This is a genomic window from Kallipyga gabonensis (assembly GCF_001286805.1).
Classification (GTDB): domain Bacteria; phylum Bacillota; class Clostridia; order Tissierellales; family Peptoniphilaceae; genus Kallipyga; species Kallipyga gabonensis.
The window spans coordinates 1,099,900-1,123,330 of record NZ_CXYV01000002.1 but is presented as its reverse complement, the minus strand read 5'-3'; the positions used below and the strand labels follow the sequence as shown (position 1 = coordinate 1,123,330).

Sequence of the window (23,431 nt, the reverse complement as noted above, 5' to 3'; positions counted from 1 at the left end):
CCAGCTTAGTGCGCATCCTCCAAGCACTCGCTATACTTTTCCGTAACGGCAGCTTTGTTAGCAGCAACCCATTCTCCGTCATAGGACTCCAAACGATTGATTTCGCTCCATGGTGTAAGGCTGTCATTCAATTGAACATCCTGGCGCAGCGGACGCACGGTCAAATTTTTTCCAACATAGCTTTGGCAGGCATCGCCCAACATATAGTCCACAAACTTCTTGGCGTTTTCCATATGAGGCGCTCCCTTGATGATGGAGACACACTGTCCGGACATCAGAGCACCCTCTTTCGGAAATACCACCTTGACGGCTACCCCGTCGCGAACATAGGCCGCTGCCGGGTCTTCCCATGTCAGACCGACAATGTACTCACCTTCCGCAACGCCCTTGTATACCTGAGAAGAGCTCGTAAGGCTGACCCCGTCCAAGTTTTCTACAAGGCCGGACGCCCACTTCCATGCATCTTCGGACATCGGATCTCCATTGCCCATATCGTACAATCCGGCGATTAAACACTGAAATGCGGAACTGGAATTGACCGGATCACCGGCGGCAATCTTTCCCTTTAGCGCTGGATTCAATAAATCGGCAAATCCTTCAATTTTCAGATCCCCGGCAAGATCCGTATTCACGATGAAAACGGTGGGGTCGCAGAAAGCCGGGGAAGAATATCCCGTAACATTTTTATATCCCTCCATCATTTTTTCGTCTTCCGGAGAAACATATTTTTCAAAACAATCCGTGTAATCCTTCAGCATCGACTCATCCGCCGCCCAGCAAATATCGCCCTGCGGATTTTCGGCTTCGGAGCGTACGCGCTTCAAAACTTCACCGGTGCCGCCTGTAACAACCTCTACATGGATTCCCGTTTCCGCTTCAAAGTTCTCAATAACCGCATTATTCAAGCTCTCACTTCTTGCCGTATATACAACCAGCGTTTGTGCATCATCCGTCTGCGCTTCTCCTTCCGGCTTTGCTTCTTGATTGCCACAGCCGGCCAGCAAGCTTAAAGATAATACACTGATGAGTGCCAACAACCTTTTCCCCTTCTTCATTGTTCTCCTCCTTATTTCTTGAATCTACTTTCTTACTCTTTGGGGCATACCTTTTCCCCATCGGATGCTTTTACTGTACTATACATAAAACGTGAAGTACATCCCACAAAACACAACCTTTGGGGGTAATATTTACAACTTTCGGCTCTTTTTAAAGAAAAACATGGGTTTTCCCTTTGATTTTGACTTCGGAAACCGATCGATCTAAGTGCCTCATTCCCCATGTACGAATCGTTCTCCCACGGCTTCTCATTTCTCTATGGAGCAGTTGCGCATCATCGTCCGTTTCCTCGTGCACATGTTTCCGGGACATGCCTTTTTCTAACTTGGGAAATGAATTTGATGGAATGCCTCGGTAACAGCTCTTTTAGAAAGCATACCGAACACCCGCTCACAAAAAAGCAGTTCTCGGAATTTTCGAGATCTGATTTCAAGCTATTCACAAAAGTCGAAGTGTTTTCTTACAAACTATTACTTCGATTCGTTCGCATGCTGCCGATTTTTCCGACGGCTGACGTATAGCGCCGCCGCGGCAAGAATTCCAACACCCGCTACAGAAGCAATGTTATCTCCCGTTTTCGGGGAGCCGCCAACGCGCGCGCCTTGCGCGGTTCCGCCTTGCGGTCTAGATTGATTCGAATTCCGCGGATTCCTCGGTCGATTCGGCTGAGACGGATCCTGTGGATTCGGTTGATTCGGGTTTTCCGGATTCACCGGCGGTTTCGGGTTGTCCGGATTCTCCGGGTTCACCGGCGGTTTCGGCTGATTCGGATTCTCCGGGTTCACCGGCGGATTCGGATTGTCCGGATTTTCCGGGTACTTGCATGGCACCAAAACGTACAACGGAACACGCACAACGCGCGACGAGCCGTCCGCAAAGGTTACGGGATGTAGGAAAATGTCGATCCGCCGTTTTGGATGGCCTTCTCAAATGCTTTCTCGTGCTTCTGCATCGCCTGCTTTTCTTCGCCTTCGGGATAATCATCCGCATGGACAAAGGAGAGCGTCGAACCTTCCGGTTTTGCCACTACGCCGGGTTGATCATAGTCATTCAATTGCGGCGTCACGTCAACCGTCGTCACAAGCCAGCCCAACGGCACATCCGGAAGCTGCTGAATCGGCAGCGCTACAAGGTCATAAAGTGCGGTTATGGTCGTTTCCTCGCGGAACTGGTCGGTAATCAGCTTATCCCAATTCTTGAATACATAGTGCGTGGATGCTCCGTTCGACACCGCAACCGGAGCCGCCGCTTCAGATATTTCAAGCTCGTCGTCTGATGCTGCACTTTCTTCCGGTGCCAAGTTCTCGCTTACCGACTCTTGCAATGTCGGTTCTGCTTCTTCGGGTACTTCCGGTTCCAATGCATTTTCTTCCGACGATGCATTCTCCGGCGCAACACTCCCTGCTTCGTCCTCCCCGTTTGCCGCATTAAACATCGCTACGTTTTGCGGTGCGCTCATGGCATTCGCAGCAGAAACTTCTCTCCCTACCGGATCATTGACCGGTATGTGGACAAACACATCCGGATTGACATGAAAAATCGACCGCGTGGGATCTTCCGCTTTTTCGGTTGGATCTACGATGACCTTCACGTAATTTTCCGGCGTGCCTTCCGGTTTCGAACCGTCTTCCTTGCCGGAATGACATTCGCATTTACCACCACGGGCACGTCAAGTAAATGAATGCTGCCGTCCTTATAATGCACCTTCACCTTCGCCAACGACGGTTCGTCCGGTGAATGTGCCTGTGCCATATCCGGATACTCCTCAACGGCGATGGTCTCGATCTCCGCACCGTTAGCCGGTTGGATCGCAGCCTTATAGTCCTCGGGTTGGGCAAACGTACCACATATGTGGTGATCGTCTGTACCGATGGAAGGCCTGATCTTTACCAAGCTTCAAAGTAGGACCTGTTCTTAAGTCGTGGAATAATAAACGTAATCCATGGCTTCTCCTTATGTGTTTTTGTCGCTATTAACACTCAGCAGATTAGCCATGGATTTTATTATTTGTTGAATTTTATTTTACAAGTCGCCGTCTCCACCCCTTATTTTAGGATTTTTTCTTGTCTTTCTTCCCTTCCCTTTGGTCAAAATTATGGTTAGGACAATCCTCATTGGCACAGATGACCACATCCTCCCGTCGGTTCTTCCGGTGGACCAGGAGGTCACCACACTTGGGGCAGGTCTCTCCTGTCGGCTTATCCCATGTGGCATAGTCGCATTTGGGGTAGTTTTGACAGCCATAAAAGACCTTCCCCCGCTTGGAGACCTTTTCGATGATTTCCCCTCCGTCCTTGGGGCACTTCACCCCTATTTTTTTTACAATGGACTTGGTGAAGGTGCAGTCAGGGAAATGGGAACAGCCGATAAATTTGCCATTCCTCCCATGCTTATAGACAAGGTCATGGCCACATTCCGGGCACTTCTCCCCGGTTGGCTCATCCTGAATTCGGTAAGACCGGTCATCTTCCTTGGCCTTGGCCAGGTTCTTTTCAAAGACGGCATAGAAATCGCCTACCATCTTTTGCCAATCCAGCTCCCCATCAGCCACCTGGTCCAAGCGGTCCTCCATTTGAGCGGTAAAGTTGATGTCAATAATCTTTTCAAAATTTTCTTCCATAAAGTCATTGACTTTTCTTCCCAGCTCAGTGGGCTGGAAGCGCTTATCCTCTAACTTGACATAGAGTCGCTTTTGGATGGACTTGATCACCTGGGCATAGGTGGAGGGTCTTCCAATGCCATTCTTTTCCAGCGTCTGCACCAGAGAAGCCTCGCTGTAACGAGCGGGGGGTTGAGTGAAATGCTGACGCTTGTCCAGTTTGATTGCTTTGAGATTCTCTCCCTGAGTAATCTCGGGAAGGATGAGGGACTTCTCCTGAACGGGCCACACCTTCTGAAAGCCATCAAAATTTGGTTCGACTCCATTCACCCGAAAGATCGCCCCTGAATTGACCAAATCCACGCTGGTTGCTTTATAAGATGCGGATTTCATCTGCGAAGCGAGGGCACGCCGCCAAATTAAGTCATAAAGACGGAATTGGTCGTTGGTTAAATAAGACCGGATACTTTGAGGATCCCTGGAAACGTCGGTAGGGCGGACCGCTTCATGAGCATCCTGCTGGTTTGCTTTTTTTGCCGCATAGGAGATTCCCTGAGTGGCGTAGGTCTTCCCATATCGATCAATAATATAAGTCTTGGCGGCAGAAGTGAATTCCTTGGACAGACGGGTAGAATCGGTTCGCATATAGGTAATCAGACCTACTTCCCCATGACCGGTCGACAATCCCTCATAGAGCTGCTGGGCGACCATCATGGTCTTGGATGTGGAGAAATTCAAGCGACGAGAAGCTTCCTGCTGGAGGGTGGATGTGGTGAAAGGCGGATAGGGACGCTTCCGTCGGGTCTTTTTTTCTACTGATTTCACTGTAAAATCGGCTCCCAATTGATTGATAAGAGCCTGAGCTTCCTGTTCAGTAGACAAGTCCACTTTTTTTACTTTATTGCCCGACTCCAACCCCTGAAACTGACTCTCAAAATTGATCTTATTCTTATTATGCGTCGCATGAAGCGTCCAATATTCCCTAGGCTTGAAATTTTCAATTTCTCTTTCTCGGTCAACAATAATCTTCACCGCAACAGATTGAACCCGACCGGCAGACAAACCTGACTTGACTTTTTTCCAAAGAATAGGAGAGATTTCGTAGCCTACGATCCGGTCCATGATCCGCCGACCCTGCTGGGAGTCAACCAGGTCCATATCGATAGTCCGAGGGTGGTCTATCCCCTCTTTCACCCCACTGGGCGTGATCTCCTGGAAAGAAACCCTGTTCTCTGCCTTGGGATCCATACCGAGAATGTGAGCAAGATGCCAGGAAATTGCCTCCCCCTCACGGTCAGGGTCGGTGGCAAGGTAGGTAATATTGGCATTTTTCTTGGCTTTTTTTAAGGCATTGATTGTAGAGCCTTTCCCCCTTACGTTAATATATTTAGGCTCAAAATTATTTTCAATATCTACGCCAAATTGACTTTTGGGCAAATCTCGGAGGTGACCCTTAGAAGCTAATACTTCATAGTCTTTTCCGAGAATCCTAGATATGGTCTTTGTTTTGGTCGGTGATTCCACAATCACAAGCTTCTTGGTCATAATCCATCCTGTCTATCCGAATTCATCATTGAACAAACTTCATAAAATACTTTCCCGAATCTGATAACGGCCGGACAAGTCCTTTTCGATAAGCCCTTTCATTTCCATCAAGGTCAAAACCGTCCAGATGTCGGAAAGCTCTCCGCCCAGCTCCCGAATTAAAAGTTCGGGATACATGGGCCCGGAAGATAGCCTATCATATATCAAGACCTGGTCCCTTGGCAAATTGTGATTCTTTGATTTCGTTTGATGTGGTTTGGTGGGGATTCTCCCTTTCAGAGCCATCAATATATCTGAGGGCTTCTGGGCTAAGATAGCTCCCTGCTGGATGAGCCAGTTACAACCGGAGGACCGGGGTTGATTGATGTTCCCCGGTATAGCAAAGAGGTCCCGCCCCTGGTCACCGGCAAAACGAGAGGTAATCATGGTCCCGGACTTTTCCCTGGCTTCCACAACCAGGGTGGCTATGGATAAACCGGATAGGATACGATTACGGTTCTTGAAATGGTACTTGAGGGGAGGACTGCCCGGAGGATATTCGGTTAAAATTGCCCCCTCCTGGCAGATCTTTTTTGCCAGATCCCGGTGACCGGCCGGATAGACCCGGTCGATTCCGCAGGCCATAACAGCCAGGGTCTTTCCCTTGGCTTTCAGGGCACCCCGATGAGAGGCTGCATCAATTCCCAGGGCCAGGCCGGAAACAATGACCAGGCCTGCCGATGCCAAAGTCTCAGCGAATCGGTTAGCCACACTTAATCCATAGCTGGATGCATTTCGAGTCCCTACCATGGTAAAAAAAGGCCCCGACAAGACCTCCTGTTTACCCCTACCGAAGAGGACAGCCGGGGGGTTGATCATTTCCCGAAGAAGAGGCGGATAGGTGGAATCCAAATAGGTCAGGGTCCAATAGGGGGTGGAAGATTCACCAGTGATTCCTGGACCCCTTGTCCTGAGGTCTTTCCCCTCTTCCGTCTTCCCCTCCCTCAAGTGCTTATAGATTTCTGCTTCTCTACCGGACAAAGAGGGCAATTCCCCATCCCCTTCTTCCGACTTCAAAAGGGCGATCAAGGCCCGGGAAATTGCCATAGGGTCATTGCCTGATAAGGAGAGATCAATCAGCCTCTTTCGCAGTATTATTTCTTTCTCCGGGCTCTCAGGCCAAGCCATTACGCCCCCTCTTTCAAGGCAAAGGCATTGGGGATACAATGGATTCTTCCCTCGCTTAGGCTCACCTCAACTACATCAAAAAGGTAGTAGGTCCACCGCTCTCTTCCCTCGAAACGGGATAAAAAATGAAAAGCGGTTCGTCGGATTTTATTTCTTTTTCTCCGATCGACGAAATCCGCCGGCCGGCCATAGGTAGATCGGGTTCGTGCTTTGACCTCCACAAAGCGAAGACAGTCTCCCCTGCCGACAATAAGATCAATTTCACCAAAAGGACAATGAAAATTTCTTTCAAGGATTTGAAATCCACGAGACGCATAATAGCTGGCAGCGGCATCCTCCCCCCACCGGCCTTTTTCGTCCACGCTCATCCGGCTTACTTTCTCTTTCCAACCTGATGGGTCTCTTCTTATTGCCTGGTTGGACTCTCTATTTTCGGTTTTGGTCGTCTTTATATTGTGCATGCCTAAATAATCCCTCTCTGTGGATAAACGACATGCGGTGAATGGGCAATAGTCCATATTTTTCAATTGCCTGGTAGTGGAATTTGGTTCCGTAACCCTTATGGTTCTCAAAACCGTATTCCGGGAAATCTTCGCCATACCGGACCATCATCCGGTCTCGAGTGACCTTGGCTATGATAGAAGCACAGGAAATGGCATAAACACGGTCATCCCCCTTGATAATCGATCGCTGAAGCAAGGGAGTATCCACATGCTCCGCATCGACCAAAACCAGGTCAGGTACCACCGGATTCCCCTCTTTATCATGGAGGCTTTCCAAAGCATCCTTCATGGCAGCCAGGGTGGCCTGACGGATATTCATTTGATCAATCGCCCGTTCATCCCGCATCCCAATCCCCCATGCCAGACATTGAGAAAGAATCAAATCATATAAGGATTCCCTTTTTTTCTCTGTCAACTTTTTGGAATCCTTGACACCTGGAAGAAATTTTCCGCTCGGCATAATGATAGCACAGGCAAGAACCGGTCCGGCGATAGGACCTCGTCCCACTTCATCGATACCGCAAACCAAATTGTACTCTTCTATTTCTTTTTCCAGGGTCATCTGATCTTCAGGGCTCCAAGAGTCACGTTTCATCCGAATCCTCCGCTTCTTCTAAACTGATTCGTCCAAGCCTGCCCTTCTGGAAGTCATCGAATAGACGAGCGGATACCCGATCGTAGTCGATATAGCCACCAACCATGGCTCCCATCTTTTGTCCGATAAAGTCCATAGCCTCCAATTCGGACAAGCCGGAGGGCAAATTATAGCGGTTTACCAGAGCTTCCTCATAGTGGTCCAGCAGAAAGTGGAGAAAGGCATAACCGACCTCTTGAAGGTTGAGGACTTCTTCCTTGATTGCCCCCGTCCAGGAAAGATGAAGGCCTTGGGTCTTCTCCATCTTCTTCACCATAATACCCGGGGTATCCAGGAGGAGGAGGTCGGTCGGAGTCTTAATCCACTGGTTCGCTGTGGTTACACCCGGACGATCCCCCGTTTTAGCACTTTTTCGACCGGATAACTTATTGATAAATGTTGATTTTCCGGAATTGGGAATTCCGAAAACCATCATCCGAATTTCCCGATTTTTCAGGCCTTTTTGTCTTCTTTTTTCCAGCATGGACTGACATAGGATTTTCGCCCTCTTTTCCACCAGGCTTGAAAAGTCGTCATCTCTTGCATTGAGGGCAAGAACGCATTGGTCCTTATCCCCCAACTTATCCATCCAGTCTTTCGTTTTAGAGGGATCAGCAAGGTCAGCCTTATTCAGAATAATCAGTCTGGGCTTGGATGCGGTCATCTCTTCCAGCACTCGGTTTCGTGAGGATAGGGGAACTCGGGCATCAAGAACTTCACAGGATAAGTCCACCTGGTCGTATTGAGCCTGTATCCTGTCCGTTGCCTTCTTCATATGTCCCGGAAACCAGTTTATATTCATGGGACCTCCTTCCTTGAAAAAAACCAGCGTCTGGTTGAACCAAACGCTGGCGGAAGTTTTTAATATTCCTTCTTTTCCTTAACCTTAGCCCGCTTACCCACACGGTTTCTGAGATAAAAGAGCTTGGCCCTGCGTGCCTTACCGCGGCGAGTGGGTTCAATCTTCTCCACTCTCGGGGAGTGTACGAGGAAAGTACGCTCAACACCCACACCATAGGACAAGCGGCGAACGGTGAAGGTTTCATTAAGGCCGCCACCCTGTCTTTTGATGACTGTTCCTTCAAAAATCTGAATACGCTCACGGGAACCCTCTTTGACCCTATAGTGGACCTTTACCGTATCGCCCACGCGAAATTCAGGCATTTCCTCTTTCATCTGCTCCTGTTCGAGCTTTGTAATGTAGTCCATTCTTACCTCCTCAATATTATCTCGAAAGATTCTTCTTCGATGGTATGTTCTCTTGGCAATATTTTTGGTATAAATCAGGTCGCTTCTTTCTGGTATTTTCCAGAGCTGAAGCCTCTCTCCACTCGTCTATGGCCTGGTGGTTTCCGGACAGGAGAACCTCAGGAACAAGATAACCCCGAAAATCTCTCGGCTTGGTGAATTCGTCATGCTGGAGAAGACCATTGGCCAAGGAATCACCAGGTGCAGACTCCTCATTTCCCAGAACGCCATCAATCCAACGAACTACGCTATCCATTAAAACCATGGCGGGCAGTTCACCACCGGTTAAGACGTAATCACCTATAGAGATCTCCTCATCCACAAAATGGTTGACCACCCGAGAATCTATCCCTTCGTAGTGGCCACAAAGAAGGACGAGATGGGGCATTTTTGCCAGGTCTCTGGCCTTGTCCTGGTCCAGGACTCGTCCTTGGGGAGAAAGATAGATGATATGACCATCGTCCCCCTTAACCGATTCCAGGGATTCCACAACCGGTTCAGCCTTCATCAGCATACCGGGAGCTCCCCCAAAAACACTGGCATCAACTGTCCGATGTTTATCATAGGTGAAGTCACGAATGTTGGTGACTTGGATATCCAACTTCTTGTCTTTCATTGCCCGACCAATCACCCCATAGGATTCCATGATGGAAAAAAGATCGGGAAAAAGAGTCAGGATATCAATTTTCATCAAAAAGTCCTTCCCATTCATGGATAACAATCCGGTGAGTATTCAAATTGACTTCCCGAATAAAGGCCTTGACAAAAGGAACAAGGATCTCCTGACCTCGGTAACGGATGGCAAGAACGTCATTTGCCCAGGTGGACATGACGGACTCCACCCTCCCCCGGTTCAAACCTTCTTCGTTCACCACGTCCAAACCTTCTAAATCCAGGACATAAAAGCGGTTGTCCGGCAGGTCAGAGAGGTCTGCCCGATCAAGATAGAGAGAATAATCTCTCAAGGCTTCCGCACCATCCGGATCCTGACACTCTTCAAAATAAAGGATACCGAAGAGGCCGTCCTCCGAATAGGATTTCACCCGATACTCCTGACCTGCTTCTTTTTTCCCCGGTCCTATAGCAAGGATGGTCTGACCTTCATGAAAGCGGTCGGGGCGGTCATCGGTAACTTTGACCTTGAGCCCTCCTCTTATCCCGTGAGGACGGATAACCTGACCCAAAAATACCAAATCACTCATCGAGAGAAGCGATCTCCAAGCTGACTTTCACATTTTCTTTAATCGCACATGCTTTGAGAATTTGTCGCATAGAATTAGCAATCCGACCCTGTTTTCCAATGACCTTGCCCATATCTTCAGAATTTACCTTCAGGGTCAGGTCAACGACACCACCTTCGGAATGCTCTTCAATTTGAATATCCTCTTTGTGGTCAGCCAGGCTCTTTGCCATCATCTCCAATAAATCTCTCATGGGATTATTCCGCTTCTACTTCCGTGGCTTCTTCAGCTTCTTCAGCATCCTCAGACTCTGCAGGCTCGGCTTCAAGGTCTTCTTCGGCCTGAGCATCTTCTTCCGGAGCTTCTACTGTCTCTTCCTTGGGAGGCAGGGGTTCAGCATCATAGTGCTTTTTCGGTTTAGCCTCATTGGAGCAACCCTGCTCAATAATTCCCTCACCATCGTAAACTCCGTACTCCTTGAAGAGACGGTTCACGGTGTCGGAAGGTTTCGCACCATTCCTCATCCATTCCTTAACTTTGTCGGCGTTGATCCGGAACATCCGAGGCTCGGAGATGGGGTTATAGAAACCGATCTCTTCAATGAATTTGCCCTTGACCGCCCGACGGGAGTCGGCGACAACAATCCGGTAAAAGGGTCTCTTCTTTGCACCAATGCGTTTCATTCTAATTTTTACGGCCATGCATTCCTCCTACTTGAAAAACCGCTGAAAGAGGTTTTTCTTGTTCTTCTGCAACTTGTTCATTTTCTTCATCATCTTCTTCGTCTCCTTAAATTGCTTGAGGAGACGGTTGACGGTCACCGGAGATGTTCCGGATCCCTTTGCGATACGCTCACGCCTTGAGCTGTTTATCATATCGGGATTTCTGCGTTCTTCGTCGGTCATCGACGTGAGGATCGCTTCAATGCGGACAACCTGTTTGTCATCCACATTCATTCCCGCTATCGCCTTTTGATTCAGCCCCGGAATCATACCTAAAAGATCTTCCAGGGGGCCCAGCTTTTTCATCTGCTGGATCTGATCATAAAAGTCATTCAGGTCCATCTGGGACTTCCGGAGCTTGTCTTCCATCTGTCGGGCTTTTTCCTCGTCCAACGAGGCTTCCGCCTTTTCGATCAGGGTAAGTACATCTCCCATTCCCAATATTCGGGAGACCAGTCGGTCAGGATGAAATTCGGACAGGTCGTCCAATTTTTCACCCGTCCCCACCAGCTTGATGGGCTTTTCCGTTACGGCTCTGACGGACAGGGCCGCTCCTCCTCGGGCATCGCCATCCATCTTGGAGAGGATGATACCGGTAAGCTCTATCTCTTTATTGAAAGTATCCGCGACATTAACAGCTTCCTGACCGGTCATGGCATCAACGACCAGGAGGGTTTCCTGAACAGGAACCGCTTCCTTGATGTCCCGGAGCTCCTGCATAAGATCCCGGTCAATTTGCAAACGGCCTGCCGTATCGATGATAGCAATGTCGTGTCCGGTTTTTTTTGCTTCCCAGACCCCCTCTTTGGCAATGTCCACAGGAGACTGGTCAGTCGGTCGGGTAAAAACCTGGGCTCCCGCCTGTTTTCCTACCACCTTGAGCTGGTCAACGGCAGCAGGACGGTAAACATCACAAGCGATCAGGAGTGGACGGTGACCCTTTTTGATATATAGCTTAGCCAGCTTTCCCGCATGGGTAGTTTTCCCTGCCCCTTGGAGTCCGCATAGGAGGATGACCGTAGGCGGGGAGGAATAAGTCAAAGCCTGGTTGTCATCGGCCATGAGGTCAATCAATTCCTCACGAACAATTTTGACGACCATCTGTCCCGGCGTTAAGGACTTCATGATGTCCTCGCCCATAGCCTTTTCTTTGACGTTTTTTACAAATTTCTTGACCACCTTATAATTGACGTCTGCTTCCAGGAGGGCCAGGCGAATTTCCCGCATGGCTTGATCAATATCATTTTCTGAAAGACGTCCCTTGCCGGTAAGCTTGGCGAAGGTGTTTTGTAAGCGGTCCGATAGATTTTCAAACATGAATCAGCCTTCCCTCCTTTCCTTAAAGAGGATGGTATTGAGTTGGTTGATAAGAGGTTTGATTCGACCGGCATCCTCAGGATCCAGTCCACCGACTGTCCGGTCCAAGTCTTGCAAAATTGACTGGCAGGCTAAGACCATCTCCACATGGTGGACCTTATCCTCCATCTTCCTCAGCTTGGTTCGGGCTTTCCGAACCTGGTCGGAAACCGCCTGCTTGGAGATCCCGGCATTATCAGCAATTTCCTGGAGGGAGAGGTCGTTAAAATAATAAGCTTCCATCAGGTCTTCCTGGTTATCCGTTAACAAAGAACCGTAGGCCGATAGGAGTAAGCCGATCTCAATAATTGGGTCCATGACTCTTCCTCCTTTTATCAACGTTCCTATTCTAAACAGGAAAGCCTCCTCTGTCAAGTCTTTTTACTTGACAGAGGGGGCTTTTATTGTAAAAGCTTTCAGACGGTACTAGGAAAAGATCGCTTCAACAAAGGACTTTGGATCAAAGGGACGAAGGTCGTCCATTCCTTCCCCCACTCCAATCCATTGGACCGGAACCTGACATTCGTATTGGAGAGGATAGACCACCCCGCCTTTTGCTGTGCCATCAAGTTTGGTTAAAACTAAACCGGTCATTTTTGTCACTTCATTAAAGGCTTTTGCCTGAAGAACGGCATTTTGTCCCGTAGAAGCATCCAGGACAAGAAGGGACTCTAAATAGGCCTCCCCATACTCCCGCTCAATAATAGAATGAATCTTTTCCAATTCCTTCATGAGATTCTTCTTATTATGGAGACGACCTGCCGTATCGATAATCAGGACATCGCTGGACCGGTTCTTAGCCTCCTGAATCCCATCAAAGACAACCGAAGCAGGATCAGAACCCTCTTCTTTTTTTACCAGGGGAACGCCGACCCGGTCAGCCCACATTTGGATCTGGTCGATGGCAGCAGCCCGAAAAGTATCTCCGGCACAGAGGAGGACGGACTTCCCTTCACCCTTAAGATAATTGGCAATCTTCGCAATGGTGGTCGTTTTCCCTACCCCGTTGACCCCGATAACCAATAAGACCGTAGGGCCTTGTCGATGAACAATATCCGTCACCGAAGAATCAGTCAAAAGCCTTTCCGCCATAATCTCTTTAAGGGCGGCAATGACTCCGTCTGTTTCCCGAATCCGATCCTTTGCCACCTTGTCCCGAAGGTCGTCTATGATGGCCATGGAGGAATCAAAACCGATGTCTGCCATCACCAGGGTCTCTTCCAGGTCATCAAACATCTCATCGTCGATAGTCGCCCGGCCATGGACAATATCATCCACCGCACCCGCTAAACTATCTCTCGTCTTGGACAATCCCTCTTTCAGTTTGTCAAAAAATCCCATTCCTATGCACCTTCCCCTTTCATCTCCTCTTCAATCTGGTCAAAGCGTAAAGACACTACCCGGGTAATTCCCTTATCCATAGTAATTCCGTACAGCATATCCGCCGGCTCCATGGTCGTCTTTCGGTGGGTGATGATGATAAATTGAGTTCCCTCCGTCAATGTTTTTATAAATCGAACATAGCGACCAATATTAGCCTCATCCAGGGAGGCATCGATCTCATCCAGGAAGCAGAAGGGTGCAGGATGGATGGAAAAGATGGCAAACATGAGAGCCAAAGCCGTCATTGACCGCTCCCCCCCGCTCAAGAGGGCAAGGGATTGCAGTTTCTTTCCCGGTGGCTGAGCCTGGATGTCGATCCCGGCTTGAAGAGTATCCTCTGAATCCAGGGTGAGCTTGGCCCTGCCTCCGTTGAAAAGAACCTGGAAAATTCGATTATACTCCTCATTGATCTCCTGGAAGGCCTGTTGAAAGCGGTCTTTCATGACCCTGTCCAGATCACTGACCATCTCCCGAATATCCTCTTCCGAGACCTTCAAATCCTTGACTTGCTGGTGGAGAAAATCAACTTCTTTGGCCAATTCATCATAGGCCTCAATTGATTCATAATTGAAGAAGCCGATCTTGGAAAGGTCTTTTTTAATCGCATTAACCTTTGCCCTGGTGGTATCCACCGGAACAAGTTTTTCCAAACGCTCCTCAACGGCTTCCAGAGATAAGTCGTAACTTGCCCGATAATCCTCTCGGATCTCCACCTTCCGGTTCTTCACCTGGTCCAACCGAATACCCAGCTGGTAGTCTTCCTTCTCCAGTTCATTTTTCGCGGACAGAGCTGCTTCTTTTCTTTTGACCTGATCAGCAACCTTCTCCTCTAAGTCAGCTCTCTCACCTTCCAATCCCTTTCGGTCAAGAAGGACTTGTTGAGCCTCTCGGGACCAGGCCTTTTCTTTTTCCTCAGCTTCTTTAAGAAAAATTTCATTATTTTCTTTTCGGGCAAGAAGTGCGGTCTTCTCTTCATTCTCCACCTTATTTTCCTGAAGACTGACCTCCAGACGTTCCAGAATATCGGCTAACTTGTTCTTCTCCAGAACCAGATCTCTTTCTTTGAAACTGAGACGGTCTTTCAAAAGGGCTTCTTCCTTTTCCCTTTCATGGGCCTGAGTAAGGGACTCCCGGGCTTTTTCCATTGCCTTGTCCAGGGCTTCCCGGGCCATATCTCTATCCTTAACCAGATTCTTTTTTTCTTTTTCATAGGCCTCAAGAGAAAAAGTGGTTTTTTGTTGTAAAAAAGTCTGTAAGCGGTCGAAGGCATCCCGGCATAAACCAATTTTTGTAGAAACCTCCGCCCCCTCTTCCAGGAGCTTCTCTTTTTCCTCCCTGATCCGGTTTAATGAGCGGTCAAGTTCCTCCCTTTTTCCCAAAAGAAGGGCCCGTTCATCCTCTGCCTGCTTAAGGAGATTTTCGACTTGGGCAATGTGTTTGTGGAGAGATTGGATCTCCTCCTCCAATTTCTTTACCTGGATCTCTCGATTGAGCAGGGATCCCTCATTACCCTGGTAGATTTTGCCGCCGACCATGGATCCCCAGGAATTAATCACATCTCCATGGAGGGAAACGATCCGGATTCCGGGAAGCTTTTTCTTTGACAGGGCAACGGCATCGTCCAGATCTTTAGTAAATACCGTTTTTGCTAAAAAATGCTCAAGTATGGGACGGAGGTCCTCGGGAAACTGAACCGCATCCATACCCATACAGGCGATTTCCCTTTCCGAGAGCTTGGCGGGACGAGAACCCCTGATTCGATCCTTTGGAAGGAAGGTGATCCGACCAATCCCCTTTTTCTTCAGCACCTTGATCAGAAACTTCCCGTCCTCCTGGCTCTCTACAACGATATTTTGTAGGGCTGAACCCAGGGCAACATCAACTGCTCTTTCGTAAGATGGTTTCACTTCAATAAGATCTGCCAAAGGACCGACTATCCGCTGACCCACTTCCCTATCCCGTTCGCCTAGACGGAGGAGGTCTTGCACAGAGCGGTGGTAACCCTCAAAGTTATCGATAAGAGATTGGAGGACCTGGCGGCGAGACTTCCTGGCAGCCAGTTTTTCCAAAAGGGTCCGATGGGTTTCCTGGGCCTGACGAGTCTTCTCTTCTCCGGCTCGAAGGTCTTCAAGAACCTGCGTGAGGCCTTCTCCCGCTTGTTTAAGATGCTCTGTTAAGTCCTTTTGGGACCGATCAATCTCTTCTTTTTGATGGACCAGTTCCTTCAAGCGGCCTTCTTCTTCCTGGGCTGCTTGTCGCTTTTCTTCCTGATCGACTTGCAGTTTTCGGTCCTGGGCCTGGACTCTCTCCTTCTCGTATTCCAGGAAGGACAATCTCTCCCGGATTTTTTCCAAACGGCGACGGGCCTCCTCAGCCAGGTCCTTCTCTTCCTCATCATCTCCCTCTGAGGCAAGTCGGGAGACTTGGACCTTTAATTCTTCCACTTCCCGAGTTAAGCTGGCAATGGACTCCTTGACCCGGTCTCGATCTTCCTGAAGATCCCTTACACGACTTGACCGGTTTTCAAGACTTTGGCTGATTCTTTCCAAATCACCGGTAAAAAATTTCACCTGTTCCTGACGAACGGAGACTTCTTGACGGAGGGCTGACATCTTGTTTTCTAAAAGTCGGGATCGATTTTCCAGTTCCCCAAGCCTGGCCTGTCCCTGGTCAATGGAAGACTGAAAAGGAGCAAGGAGAGCAAGACAATGGTCTAATTCCTCCTGAACATTCGCAAGATCCTTTTTTACTCTTGTCCGGTCAGCGAAAATCTCCTCTTCCAGCCGGTCAGCCCGGTCAAGCTGACTCTTGACCAGAGAAAGCTCATGCTGGTTAAGTTCCCTCGTCAGAGCGACTCCCTTGCGTGCGTTATCCGCCTGTTGTTTGAGAATTCGAGCCTCCTGCTCTTTTCCTCTCAGATCTAACCGAAGCGAGGCCAGGTGAGCTTCCGTCTTTTCCAAACGGTCGAGTGCTTCCTTCTTCTTGTACTTAAATTTGGCAATACCGGCTGCTTCATCGAAAATCGCCCGCCGATCATCGGACTGGTTGGAAAGGAGGTCTTCAATTCTCCCTTGTCCGATAAGGGAATAGCCCTCCTTGCCAATGCCCGTATCAAAAAAAAGGTTGCGGACATCCTTCCGGCGAACCTGGTTCCGGTTAATCAGGTATTGACTTTCCCCGGACCGATAAACCTTACGAGAGACCGTCACTTCCTCATAAGGCAGGTCAATTCCCCCATCCGAATTATCGAAGGCAAGGGTTACCTGGGCCATGTTCATGGGCTTGTGCCAACGGGTCCCGGCAAAGATGACGTCCTCCATTTTTTCACCACGAATGGACTTGGCGGAAAGCTCTCCCAGAACCCAGCGAACGGCATCTGAAATATTTGATTTTCCTGATCCATTGGGGCCGACAATGGCCACAAAGTCCTTGTCAAAGGAAAGACGGGTTTTCTCCGCAAAGGACTTAAACCCATACATTTCCAGATATTTCAGCTTAGACAATCGTGTCACAACCTTTTCTATTTATTGTCTCCAGGGCAAGCCTGGCTGCTTCCTGCTCGGCTGCCTTCTTGGATTTTCCTTCACCCTGGGCGATCTTTCGCCCGTCGATGTAAACCTGGATGCGAAAAATCTTATCGTGTGAAGGTCCTTCTTCTCCCACCAGCTTATATGCGAAAGTCTTCCCTGCCTTTTGGACTTTTTCCTGGAAGGCCGACTTGTAATTAAAGAAAAGAGAATGATCCTTCTCCTCCATACTTTCCAAGCTGGGAAGGTAGCTTTTCATGGTCTCATAGAGAAAATCATATCCCCCGTCCAGGTAAATGGCTCCGCAAAGGGCCTCAAAGGAGTCGGAGACAATCGAGTCCTTCTTTCGCCCACCCTGAAGTTCTTCCCCATTTCCTAATAGCAAAAGATCCGGAATTCCCCAGGTCCGTCCCAAATAGGCAAAGGACGGTTCACAAACCACCCGGATTCTTTTCTTAGTAAGTACACCTTCGGGATCGTGCGGAAAAGCTCGATAGAGAAGGTCTGATACCAGAAGTTCCAAGACGGCATCTCCCAGAAACTCCAGACGCTCATTGGATTCCGGTTCCTCCTGCTTGCACTCATTCACAAAGGAGGTATGAACAAGAGCCCGATCTAAAAGGGTCCTTTGGCGAAAGCGGTAACCCAAACGGTTCTGGAGGTCTTCCAAAGCCTGGTCTCTTTCTTTTCCCTGCTTATTCATGGTCACGCTCGATTTCAGGTCCGCCATTGATTTGGGCCATAACCGTGCTTAACTCGTCTTCCAACTGTCCTTCCGCTTGAGCATCGGCGTAATCCAAAGCTTCTTGAATTGACCGGGCAAAGGTCTCCGGTCCCACATTGCCATGTGCCTTGAAAACAGGTTTCCGGGAACCCAGCAGGGGCGCTCCGCCATGTCGGGTGTAATCCAGGACCGAAAGTTTTTTCTTCAAGGCCTTTTTCAAAAGAAGTCCACCAAGCTTGGTACCCCCACTCTCCATGATCGATTCCTTGATCAGGCCAAGGAGGGTAGCTGCTGTTCCTTCTGCCGTCTTCACCGCGACATTTCCGGAAAAACCGTCGCAGACCAGGACATCGCAATCCATATGAAGAAGGTCTCGAGCTTCCACGTTTCCGATGTAAAGAAGGTCGGTTTTGCGGAGTAGGTCAGCCGTCTTTAGGACCCGATCATCTCCCTTATGATCCTCAACACCAACACTCAGACTGCCTATCCGGGGTTGTTTAATGCCCAAGCCGGTTTTTGCAAAGGCTGAGGCAAGAACGGCAAACTGGACCAACATTTCCGGTGTGGTATCCATGTTTGCTCCCGCATCGGCCAGAATAATATCCTTACCGGTCACATTGGGCAGGATCGCTGCCAGACAACAGCGCTTGACCCCTTTCAGGCGTTTGGTGATAAAAGTTGCCCCTGCCAGAAGGGCTCCGGTCGACCCTGCCGATAAAAGAACATGAGCATCCTCGGCATTGAGTCGGTGAAATGCCAGAACCATAGAGGAATCCTTTTTCCTTCGAATGGCCATTACCGGTGATTCTTCGTTGGAGATAGCCTGGTCGCAATCGATCCATTCAATCCGGTCGCCATAATCCCGAAGAAAGGGAGAAAAATCATCCCTGGGACCGATAAGTACGGCTTGAAAACCAGGATTTTTTTTCATGGCCAAGGCCAAACCCTGAGCCACCATCTTGGGTCCTTGATCTGCCCCCAAACCGTCAATTACAATCTTCGTCATCATATCTTCCTTATAATTAAGAAATAGCTATTGTCGGGTCACCTGTTTCTTCCGAACGATAAAAAAAAGAGTGTAGACCCTAATCGGGGCACTACACTCTAGTCGGTCAAACTAATCGTTAACTTGGACGACTTCTTTGCCATCATAGTAACCGCATTCGCTGCATACCCGATGGGGTAGTTTCGGCTCACCACAGTTAGGGCAAGTTTGGGTCGCATACGTCTTTAAGCGATAGGATGAAGCTCTTCTTTTATCTCTTCTGGTCTTAGATGTTCTCCGCTTGGGAACTGCCATGTCAAACACCTCCTTGAAAATAGTCTCGTTATGGATAACATAGAAATTATAGACTTGAAGCCCATCTTTGTCAAGGGCTCACCGACCTGATAGAATGTCTTATCGCCCTGTTCGACAACTCACCCTCTCCGAAAAGCCGGAGGAGAATACTTTTTTGAAAGGATCCTTTATGAAAGTCAAAGGCATTATCTGTGAACTCAACCCCTTCCATGAGGGTCACCGCTATCTTATCCGCCGGGCCATGGAGGGAGAAGATGTCGAGTCAACCTGCCTGGTCGCCGCTATGTCCGGCCCCTTCGTCCAACGGGGAAGTCCGGCCATATTGGATAAGTGGACCCGGGCCAGAATAGCCATCCTGGAAGGCTTTGACCTGGTCCTGGAAATCCCGGCCGCCTACGTCCTTCAATCCGCTCACAGCTTTGCCCACGGAGGAATCAAAACCCTGTCTCTTTTGTCTGCCTTCGATTCTTTGGTTTTTGGCGTGGAAGAAACCTTCTTTACTGAAAAATTTCGAAAGGGTCTTAGCCGGTTGGAGGATAAAGAAATCCAGGACAAAATCCGAAAAGATCTGCATGGCGGTCTTTCCTACCGCAGGGCCATCAGCCGGATCCTGGACATTGATTTAGAACCCAACACAATTTTAGCCATGGAGTATATTGCCCTGGCCAAAAAGCTTTCTCTTCCCATCCAATTTGAAGCCATCGTCCGTCAGGGGATGGGCTACCACCAGATGAAAATGGAGGGGGCTTATCCTTCCGCTTCTGCCATCCGTCAGGCCCTCTTTGAAGGCCGGATGAATAAATGGGATTTACTTAACGGACAAGAGATCCGCCGGGAAAGCTTTACGGAATCCCTGGACCTCCTGGGATCCTATTTGAAGCTCAGGGAGATTCTGGATCCTATCGATTTTTCTCTCTCCCCCCTCTTTGAGACCGGAATGGACTTCCGCTTAAAATCCTGTCTGGAAAAAACATCCGGCGTAGACCGGGCTCTCCTGAAAGCAGGCAATAAAAGGCAGTCTGTCTCCCGATACCGGCGGATGCTGGTAACCGGCCTGCTTGAGCTGAAAAAAGGCAAGATCCCTCCGATTTCCTTCCTCAGGCCCCTGGCCTTCAATGAAAAAGGGAGACGCCTCCTCCGGTCCCCTTCCTGCCCGGTTGTCCAAAAATTACCCTCTGCGAGCCTGGATGGCCCGGAAAATGACCTGATGACGGTCAACCTCAAAGCCCAGGCCCTCCAGGAATACCTCCTGGGCCTTCCTCCTAAGATGGACTACCATCAAAGCTTTTTTATTTCTACTTCACATTAGCTCCGGACTTCCGGGGCTTTTTCTTTATTAAGAATTTTCCGGTCAAGGTCTTGTACACAGGCTCTTGCTACCTCGGTATCAGGAACCATGGGCTGACTACCTTGCCCAATGGACTGGCTGTCCTCATCCCCCTTTCCCAGAATGAGGATGAGGGTTTTTCTCCTCTCCCTTTCATAGCGGGCCCGGCCTGAGCGGAAAGCCGCTTGGATTGCTCCCTCCCTGTCCAGATTAATCTCATAGTGTCCTCCTACCCGGTCCAGGGAATGGGCGATCTCCTGAGCAATTGTCATAGGATCCTCATCATAAGGATCCTCCAGGGTCACATAGGCGTAATCCATGGTCCGACCAACCAGGAGACCCAGGTCATTCCGCCGATTAATGGCCTTTCTGCCGGGTGAGCCGAAAACAGCAACCTTATAGTAGTCCGGATAAAGACGGTCCATCTCCCGGAAAAGGACCTCATAGGAAAGCTTGTTGTGGGCATAGTCCACAATCAGACAGATCGTCCGATCAGAGGTCTCAAAACGCTCGGTACGCCCCTGAACGTGGGCAGAAGCTAAGCCCTGCTTGATTGTCTCATAAGAGACGCCCGCCCTCCGGGCCATGGCGATAGCCATCAGAGCATTTTCAGCATTATAGTGACCCAGGGTGGGAACATGAACCCGCACTTTCTCCCTTCCTTCTTCAACCTCCATAATGAATCCTGCATCCACATCTTCCGCCACCCGACCCTGAAAATCTCCGCCTTGACCCAGGGATAGGGTGGTCACTTTGGGACAGGATTCTGCTCTCTTCATGACTTCATCCAGATGGTCTGTCCCTAAGTTAACATAAGCCTGATCAGCCCCTTCGAAGATCTTCAGCTTGGATCCGAAATAATCGGCGAAATCTTTATGCTCAATGGGAGAAATGTGGTCTTCTGAGATGTTCAAAAATCCGGCATGGTTGAAGCGAAGGCCCTTGGTTCTCCGGTACTTCAACGCCTGGGAGGAAACCTCCATAACCACCCGGTGACAACCGTGGTCCCGGCAAGCTGCCAAGGTGGCATAGAGTTCCAGGGGTTCAGGCGTAGTAAGATGGGAAACCCGGACGTCTTTTCCATCATAGGTCATGGTTGAAGCTAAAAGACCGCAGGGACCTTCTTCTCTCTCCATCCCAAATTGTTGAAGGATGGAGTGAAGGTAGGTGGCAGCGGTGGTCTTCCCTTTCGTCCCTGTAATAGCGAACAGGTCAAGATGGCGATCAGGATAGCCATAGTATAGGGCAGCCATAGGGGCCAGGACCTCACGAAGATCCTTTACCGGTAAAAAAGGAATGGGAACCCCATAATCTTTTTCAGCGATATAGGCAATCGCTCCCTTTTGAATGGCTGAGTCGAGATAGGAAGGCTTAAAGTGGGCTCCCTTGCAGATAAAAAGGCAGGAATCTCCCACCTCTCTGGAATCATAGGTGACCTGATTGACAGGGAGGTCAGCCCAGGCCTGGTCGGCTGAAATACCCATAATATGGGCAAAATCCTTCAAATAGAGGGGCATGGTCTTTCCTTTCTAAAAAAATAAAGGGGATAGGTTGACCTATCCCCTTAGTGGTTGAATTGTAAAACCAGGTCCAAGGTGTCTTCCAATATTAGTGGAGTTCCTGACGGTTCCGGTCAAGCTCATGAATCACAGCATTGAGGTTTTCCTGGGTGTTGGCGAGAATTTCGTCAATATAAGCAAAGGTGGATTCGCGAATCTGCCGAGCTTGCTCCTCAGCCTTTTGAACAATATGCTCTCCGGTCTCGGTGGCTGCTTGGGTAATCCGATCCTGAGAAACCAATTCTTCAAAACGGGCCTTGGCCTGGGCATCGATCGCATCCACCTGCTGTTTTGATTTTGCTTCGATTGCAGCAGCCTGATCGTTGGCTTCCTGAAGAATCCGATCCTTTTCGTCATTGACCCACTTTGCCTGGCGGATTTCTTCCGGCAGAGTTTCGCGGATCTCTTTGATAATGTCAAAGACTTCATCCGGGTCGATGGAAACCTTCTTCGAAAATGGAATATTGGTTGCATCCGAAAGGACGTCTTCGAGTTCTTCAATGAGTTGCAAAATATCCATAGTTATCCCCCTACTATAAGCATTGTATTTGCTTCATTTTCTCTTCCACAACCGGGTCTGAGAAAAACTTCCTATAAAGCTTTCTTGCCACCGAACACGGAACCAAGCCCGAAATATTTCCCCCGTAGGATGCAACTTCCCGTGCATAGGAGGAGGAAATAAAAGAGTACCTGGTCTCCGTCACCAAAAATAGGGTTTCCAGGCCGGGATACAAGGAGTGGTTCAAAGCAGCTAACTGTCTTTCGTATTCATAATCTGATGGAGTCCGGAGTCCCCGAAGAACGGCATCAGCATCTTTCAACCGATAATAATCAGCGAGCAAACCGGAGAAAACCTCCACCTCAACATTATCAATATCATATAACAGTTCTTCAAGCATTTCAATTCTTTCCTCGGTCGGAAAGAGAGGCTGCTTCTGGTTGTTTTCCAGGACAGCAACAATGACTTCATCGAAAAGGGAGGCCGCTCTCTTGATGATATTGAGGTGGCCAAGGGTCACCGGATCAAAGGACCCGGGAAAAATCACTCGCATTGGTCTAACTCCTTCAGGATTTGAATCTGATTAAATTTATGGACCCGGTGCCGGAGGACGGTAAAGGCCGGAGGGATAGTAATTTCTTCTTCACTGGAGCTTTCAACCACAAGGATGGCCCCCGGAGTGAGAATCCTCTTTTTTGTGATTAAATCCAAAGCTTCTTCCACCATCTTCATCCTGTAAGGCGGATCAAGATAAACTAAATCAACCTTTCGGCCTAAATCGTCCAACCGCCGTCGGTAATCCCCGTGAAGAATGAGAGACCGATCTTCATAGCGGGTTTTCTTCAGATTCTCTTTGATCACGCCCACCATAGGTCCGGACTGTTCGACAAAGATGGCAAAATCACAACCTCTGGAAAGAAATTCAATCCCGATTTGTCCGCTTCCCGCAAAAAGGTCAAGGCAGGTCAGTCCTTGGCGAATAGGACCCAGAATGTCAAATACCGTTTCCTTAACTTGATCCCGAGTGGGCCGGGTCTTCTGACTTTTTCGGGGGCCGATCAAAGTCATTCCCCGCCTTTCGCCGGATATTACCCGCATGAT

At 49.2% G+C, this 23,431-nt stretch carries 26 protein-coding genes and 1 pseudogene; 1 reads left to right on the top strand and 26 read right to left on the bottom strand.

Annotation, left to right across the window (positions count from 1 at the left end; translation table 11 throughout):
• Positions 1-5: 5 nt before the first annotated feature.
• The 22 genes and pseudogenes from BN2373_RS06610 to rpmF form a co-directional block, all read right to left on the bottom strand.
• Positions 6-1,055 (bottom strand): extracellular solute-binding protein, encoded by a 1,050-nt coding sequence (locus tag BN2373_RS06610; RefSeq protein WP_053943303.1) that lies wholly within the window; start codon positions 1,053-1,055, stop codon positions 6-8.
• Positions 1,056-1,526: 471 nt separating this feature from the next.
• Positions 1,527-1,769 carry an LPXTG cell wall anchor domain-containing protein gene (locus BN2373_RS08105; protein ID WP_420795656.1) on the bottom strand — a complete coding sequence of 81 codons (243 nt, stop codon included), beginning with the start codon at positions 1,767-1,769 and terminating at the stop codon, positions 1,527-1,529.
• Positions 1,681-1,881 carry a hypothetical protein gene (locus tag BN2373_RS08030; protein ID WP_053943302.1) on the bottom strand — a complete coding sequence of 67 codons (201 nt, stop codon included), beginning with the start codon at positions 1,879-1,881 and terminating at the stop codon, positions 1,681-1,683. Before BN2373_RS08030 ends, BN2373_RS08105 begins: the two co-directional genes overlap by 89 nt.
• A 55-nt stretch (positions 1,882-1,936) precedes the next feature.
• Entirely contained in the window at positions 1,937-2,647 is a 711-nt protein-coding gene (locus tag BN2373_RS06600) for a hypothetical protein (protein ID WP_053943301.1), read from the bottom strand.
• Positions 2,644-2,808, bottom strand: a complete 165-nt coding sequence (locus BN2373_RS07905) for a hypothetical protein (protein WP_162200063.1) — start codon at positions 2,806-2,808, stop codon at positions 2,644-2,646. The genes BN2373_RS06600 and BN2373_RS07905 overlap by 4 nt, the downstream gene beginning before the upstream one ends.
• 298 nt (positions 2,809-3,106) lie before the next feature.
• Complete coding sequence (gene topA, locus BN2373_RS06590; protein ID WP_053943299.1) at positions 3,107-5,200, bottom strand: type I DNA topoisomerase; 2,094 nt, start codon at positions 5,198-5,200, stop codon at positions 3,107-3,109.
• Positions 5,201-5,239: 39 nt separating this feature from the next.
• The gene (dprA, locus tag BN2373_RS06585) at positions 5,240-6,367 is read right to left on the bottom strand and encodes a DNA-processing protein DprA (protein ID WP_053943298.1); all 1,128 of its coding nucleotides are present in this window, start codon (positions 6,365-6,367) and stop codon (positions 5,240-5,242) included.
• Positions 6,367-6,828, bottom strand: a complete 462-nt coding sequence (locus BN2373_RS06580) for a YraN family protein (protein ID WP_162200062.1) — start codon at positions 6,826-6,828, stop codon at positions 6,367-6,369. The genes dprA and BN2373_RS06580 overlap by 1 nt, the downstream gene beginning before the upstream one ends.
• A complete protein-coding gene (locus BN2373_RS06575; RefSeq protein ID WP_053943296.1) occupies positions 6,794-7,465 on the bottom strand; it encodes a ribonuclease HII in 672 nt (223 codons plus the stop codon). Before BN2373_RS06575 ends, BN2373_RS06580 begins: the two co-directional genes overlap by 35 nt.
• Positions 7,455-8,306: a ribosome biogenesis GTPase YlqF gene (ylqF, locus tag BN2373_RS06570; protein WP_053943295.1), complete on the bottom strand. Its 852-nt coding sequence runs from the start codon at positions 8,304-8,306 to the stop codon at positions 7,455-7,457. The genes BN2373_RS06575 and ylqF overlap by 11 nt, the downstream gene beginning before the upstream one ends.
• 59 nt (positions 8,307-8,365) lie before the next feature.
• Complete coding sequence (rplS, locus tag BN2373_RS06565; protein ID WP_053943294.1) at positions 8,366-8,713, bottom strand: 50S ribosomal protein L19; 348 nt, start codon at positions 8,711-8,713, stop codon at positions 8,366-8,368.
• Between the two features lie 16 nt (positions 8,714-8,729).
• On the bottom strand, positions 8,730-9,443 hold the full coding sequence (gene trmD, locus BN2373_RS06560) for a tRNA (guanosine(37)-N1)-methyltransferase TrmD (protein ID WP_202904633.1): 714 nt from the start codon (positions 9,441-9,443) through the stop codon (positions 8,730-8,732).
• Positions 9,433-9,954, bottom strand: a complete 522-nt coding sequence (rimM, locus tag BN2373_RS06555; RefSeq protein WP_053943293.1) for a ribosome maturation factor RimM — start codon at positions 9,952-9,954, stop codon at positions 9,433-9,435. The genes trmD and rimM overlap by 11 nt, the downstream gene beginning before the upstream one ends.
• Entirely contained in the window at positions 9,947-10,186 is a 240-nt protein-coding gene (locus BN2373_RS06550) for a KH domain-containing protein (RefSeq protein ID WP_053943292.1), read from the bottom strand. The genes rimM and BN2373_RS06550 overlap by 8 nt, the downstream gene beginning before the upstream one ends.
• A 199-nt stretch (positions 10,187-10,385) precedes the next feature.
• Positions 10,386-10,634 (bottom strand): annotated as a pseudogene (gene rpsP / locus BN2373_RS08025) (30S ribosomal protein S16); the annotation flags it as partial.
• A 9-nt stretch (positions 10,635-10,643) separates the two neighbouring features.
• Positions 10,644-11,972, bottom strand: a complete 1,329-nt coding sequence (gene ffh, locus BN2373_RS06540; RefSeq protein ID WP_053943291.1) for a signal recognition particle protein — start codon at positions 11,970-11,972, stop codon at positions 10,644-10,646.
• 3 nt (positions 11,973-11,975) lie between these two features.
• A complete protein-coding gene (ylxM, locus tag BN2373_RS06535; RefSeq protein ID WP_053943290.1) occupies positions 11,976-12,329 on the bottom strand; it encodes a YlxM family DNA-binding protein in 354 nt (117 codons plus the stop codon).
• 108 nt (positions 12,330-12,437) lie between these two features.
• Positions 12,438-13,352 (bottom strand): signal recognition particle-docking protein FtsY, encoded by a 915-nt coding sequence (gene ftsY / locus BN2373_RS06530; protein WP_053943289.1) that lies wholly within the window; start codon positions 13,350-13,352, stop codon positions 12,438-12,440.
• A 2-nt stretch (positions 13,353-13,354) separates the two neighbouring features.
• Positions 13,355-16,897, bottom strand: a complete 3,543-nt coding sequence (smc, locus tag BN2373_RS06525) for a chromosome segregation protein SMC (RefSeq protein WP_053943288.1) — start codon at positions 16,895-16,897, stop codon at positions 13,355-13,357.
• Positions 16,890-17,624 (bottom strand): ribonuclease III, encoded by a 735-nt coding sequence (gene rnc, locus BN2373_RS06520; RefSeq protein ID WP_238379646.1) that lies wholly within the window; start codon positions 17,622-17,624, stop codon positions 16,890-16,892. The genes smc and rnc overlap by 8 nt, the downstream gene beginning before the upstream one ends.
• Positions 17,617-18,651, bottom strand: a complete 1,035-nt coding sequence (gene plsX, locus BN2373_RS06515; protein ID WP_053943286.1) for a phosphate acyltransferase PlsX — start codon at positions 18,649-18,651, stop codon at positions 17,617-17,619. The genes rnc and plsX overlap by 8 nt, the downstream gene beginning before the upstream one ends.
• Positions 18,652-18,762: 111 nt before the next feature.
• Positions 18,763-18,945 (bottom strand): 50S ribosomal protein L32, encoded by a 183-nt coding sequence (gene rpmF, locus BN2373_RS07715; RefSeq protein WP_074017978.1) that lies wholly within the window; start codon positions 18,943-18,945, stop codon positions 18,763-18,765.
• Positions 18,946-19,114: 169 nt separating this feature from the next.
• Here rpmF and BN2373_RS06510 point away from each other — a divergent pair, with 169 nt between their 5' ends.
• Positions 19,115-20,254, top strand: coding sequence for a nucleotidyltransferase family protein (locus tag BN2373_RS06510; protein WP_162200061.1), 1,140 nt, complete (start codon positions 19,115-19,117; stop codon positions 20,252-20,254).
• Here BN2373_RS06510 and BN2373_RS06505 read toward each other — a convergent pair.
• From BN2373_RS06505 to rsmD, 4 genes are all read right to left on the bottom strand, one after another.
• Positions 20,251-21,789 (bottom strand): Mur ligase family protein, encoded by a 1,539-nt coding sequence (locus BN2373_RS06505; RefSeq protein WP_053943284.1) that lies wholly within the window; start codon positions 21,787-21,789, stop codon positions 20,251-20,253. The two genes, BN2373_RS06510 and BN2373_RS06505, sit on opposite strands and share 4 nt — an antisense overlap.
• A gap of 91 nt (positions 21,790-21,880) precedes the next feature.
• Positions 21,881-22,351, bottom strand: a complete 471-nt coding sequence (locus tag BN2373_RS06500; RefSeq protein ID WP_053943283.1) for a hypothetical protein — start codon at positions 22,349-22,351, stop codon at positions 21,881-21,883.
• A gap of 13 nt (positions 22,352-22,364) precedes the next feature.
• On the bottom strand, positions 22,365-22,883 hold the full coding sequence (coaD, locus tag BN2373_RS06495; RefSeq protein ID WP_053943282.1) for a pantetheine-phosphate adenylyltransferase: 519 nt from the start codon (positions 22,881-22,883) through the stop codon (positions 22,365-22,367).
• Entirely contained in the window at positions 22,874-23,428 is a 555-nt protein-coding gene (gene rsmD / locus BN2373_RS06490; protein WP_053943281.1) for a 16S rRNA (guanine(966)-N(2))-methyltransferase RsmD, read from the bottom strand. The genes coaD and rsmD overlap by 10 nt, the downstream gene beginning before the upstream one ends.
• Between the last annotated feature and the right edge of the window lie 3 nt (positions 23,429-23,431).

Bases quoted from the DNA above. Each gene is read 5' to 3' on its own strand.
- BN2373_RS06610 (WP_053943303.1), bottom strand. From the start codon at position 1,055: ATGAAGAAGGGGAAAAGGTTGTTGGCACTCATCAGTGTATTATCTTTA.
- BN2373_RS08030 (WP_053943302.1), bottom strand. From the start codon at position 1,881: ATGCAAGTACCCGGAAAATCCGGACAATCCGAATCCGCCGGTGAACCC.
- BN2373_RS07905 (WP_162200063.1), bottom strand. From the start codon at position 2,808: ATGGCACAGGCACATTCACCGGACGAACCGTCGTTGGCGAAGGTGAAG.
- topA (WP_053943299.1), bottom strand. From the start codon at position 5,200: ATGACCAAGAAGCTTGTGATTGTGGAATCACCGACCAAAACAAAGACC.
- dprA (WP_053943298.1), bottom strand. From the start codon at position 6,367: ATGGCTTGGCCTGAGAGCCCGGAGAAAGAAATAATACTGCGAAAGAGG.
- BN2373_RS06580 (WP_162200062.1), bottom strand. From the start codon at position 6,828: ATGCACAATATAAAGACGACCAAAACCGAAAATAGAGAGTCCAACCAG.
- BN2373_RS06575 (WP_053943296.1), bottom strand. From the start codon at position 7,465: ATGAAACGTGACTCTTGGAGCCCTGAAGATCAGATGACCCTGGAAAAA.
- ylqF (WP_053943295.1), bottom strand. From the start codon at position 8,306: ATGAATATAAACTGGTTTCCGGGACATATGAAGAAGGCAACGGACAGG.
- rplS (WP_053943294.1), bottom strand. From the start codon at position 8,713: ATGGACTACATTACAAAGCTCGAACAGGAGCAGATGAAAGAGGAAATG.
- trmD (WP_202904633.1), bottom strand. From the start codon at position 9,443: ATGAAAATTGATATCCTGACTCTTTTTCCCGATCTTTTTTCCATCATG.
- rimM (WP_053943293.1), bottom strand. From the start codon at position 9,954: ATGAGTGATTTGGTATTTTTGGGTCAGGTTATCCGTCCTCACGGGATA.
- BN2373_RS06550 (WP_053943292.1), bottom strand. From the start codon at position 10,186: ATGAGAGATTTATTGGAGATGATGGCAAAGAGCCTGGCTGACCACAAA.
- ffh (WP_053943291.1), bottom strand. From the start codon at position 11,972: ATGTTTGAAAATCTATCGGACCGCTTACAAAACACCTTCGCCAAGCTT.
- ylxM (WP_053943290.1), bottom strand. From the start codon at position 12,329: ATGGACCCAATTATTGAGATCGGCTTACTCCTATCGGCCTACGGTTCT.
- ftsY (WP_053943289.1), bottom strand. From the start codon at position 13,352: ATGGGATTTTTTGACAAACTGAAAGAGGGATTGTCCAAGACGAGAGAT.
- rnc (WP_238379646.1), bottom strand. From the start codon at position 17,624: ATGAATAAGCAGGGAAAAGAAAGAGACCAGGCTTTGGAAGACCTCCAG.
- plsX (WP_053943286.1), bottom strand. From the start codon at position 18,651: ATGACGAAGATTGTAATTGACGGTTTGGGGGCAGATCAAGGACCCAAG.
- rpmF (WP_074017978.1), bottom strand. From the start codon at position 18,945: ATGGCAGTTCCCAAGCGGAGAACATCTAAGACCAGAAGAGATAAAAGA.
- BN2373_RS06510 (WP_162200061.1), top strand. From the start codon at position 19,115: ATGAAAGTCAAAGGCATTATCTGTGAACTCAACCCCTTCCATGAGGGT.
- BN2373_RS06505 (WP_053943284.1), bottom strand. From the start codon at position 21,789: ATGCCCCTCTATTTGAAGGATTTTGCCCATATTATGGGTATTTCAGCC.
- BN2373_RS06500 (WP_053943283.1), bottom strand. From the start codon at position 22,351: ATGGATATTTTGCAACTCATTGAAGAACTCGAAGACGTCCTTTCGGAT.
- coaD (WP_053943282.1), bottom strand. From the start codon at position 22,883: ATGCGAGTGATTTTTCCCGGGTCCTTTGATCCGGTGACCCTTGGCCAC.
- rsmD (WP_053943281.1), bottom strand. From the start codon at position 23,428: ATGCGGGTAATATCCGGCGAAAGGCGGGGAATGACTTTGATCGGCCCC.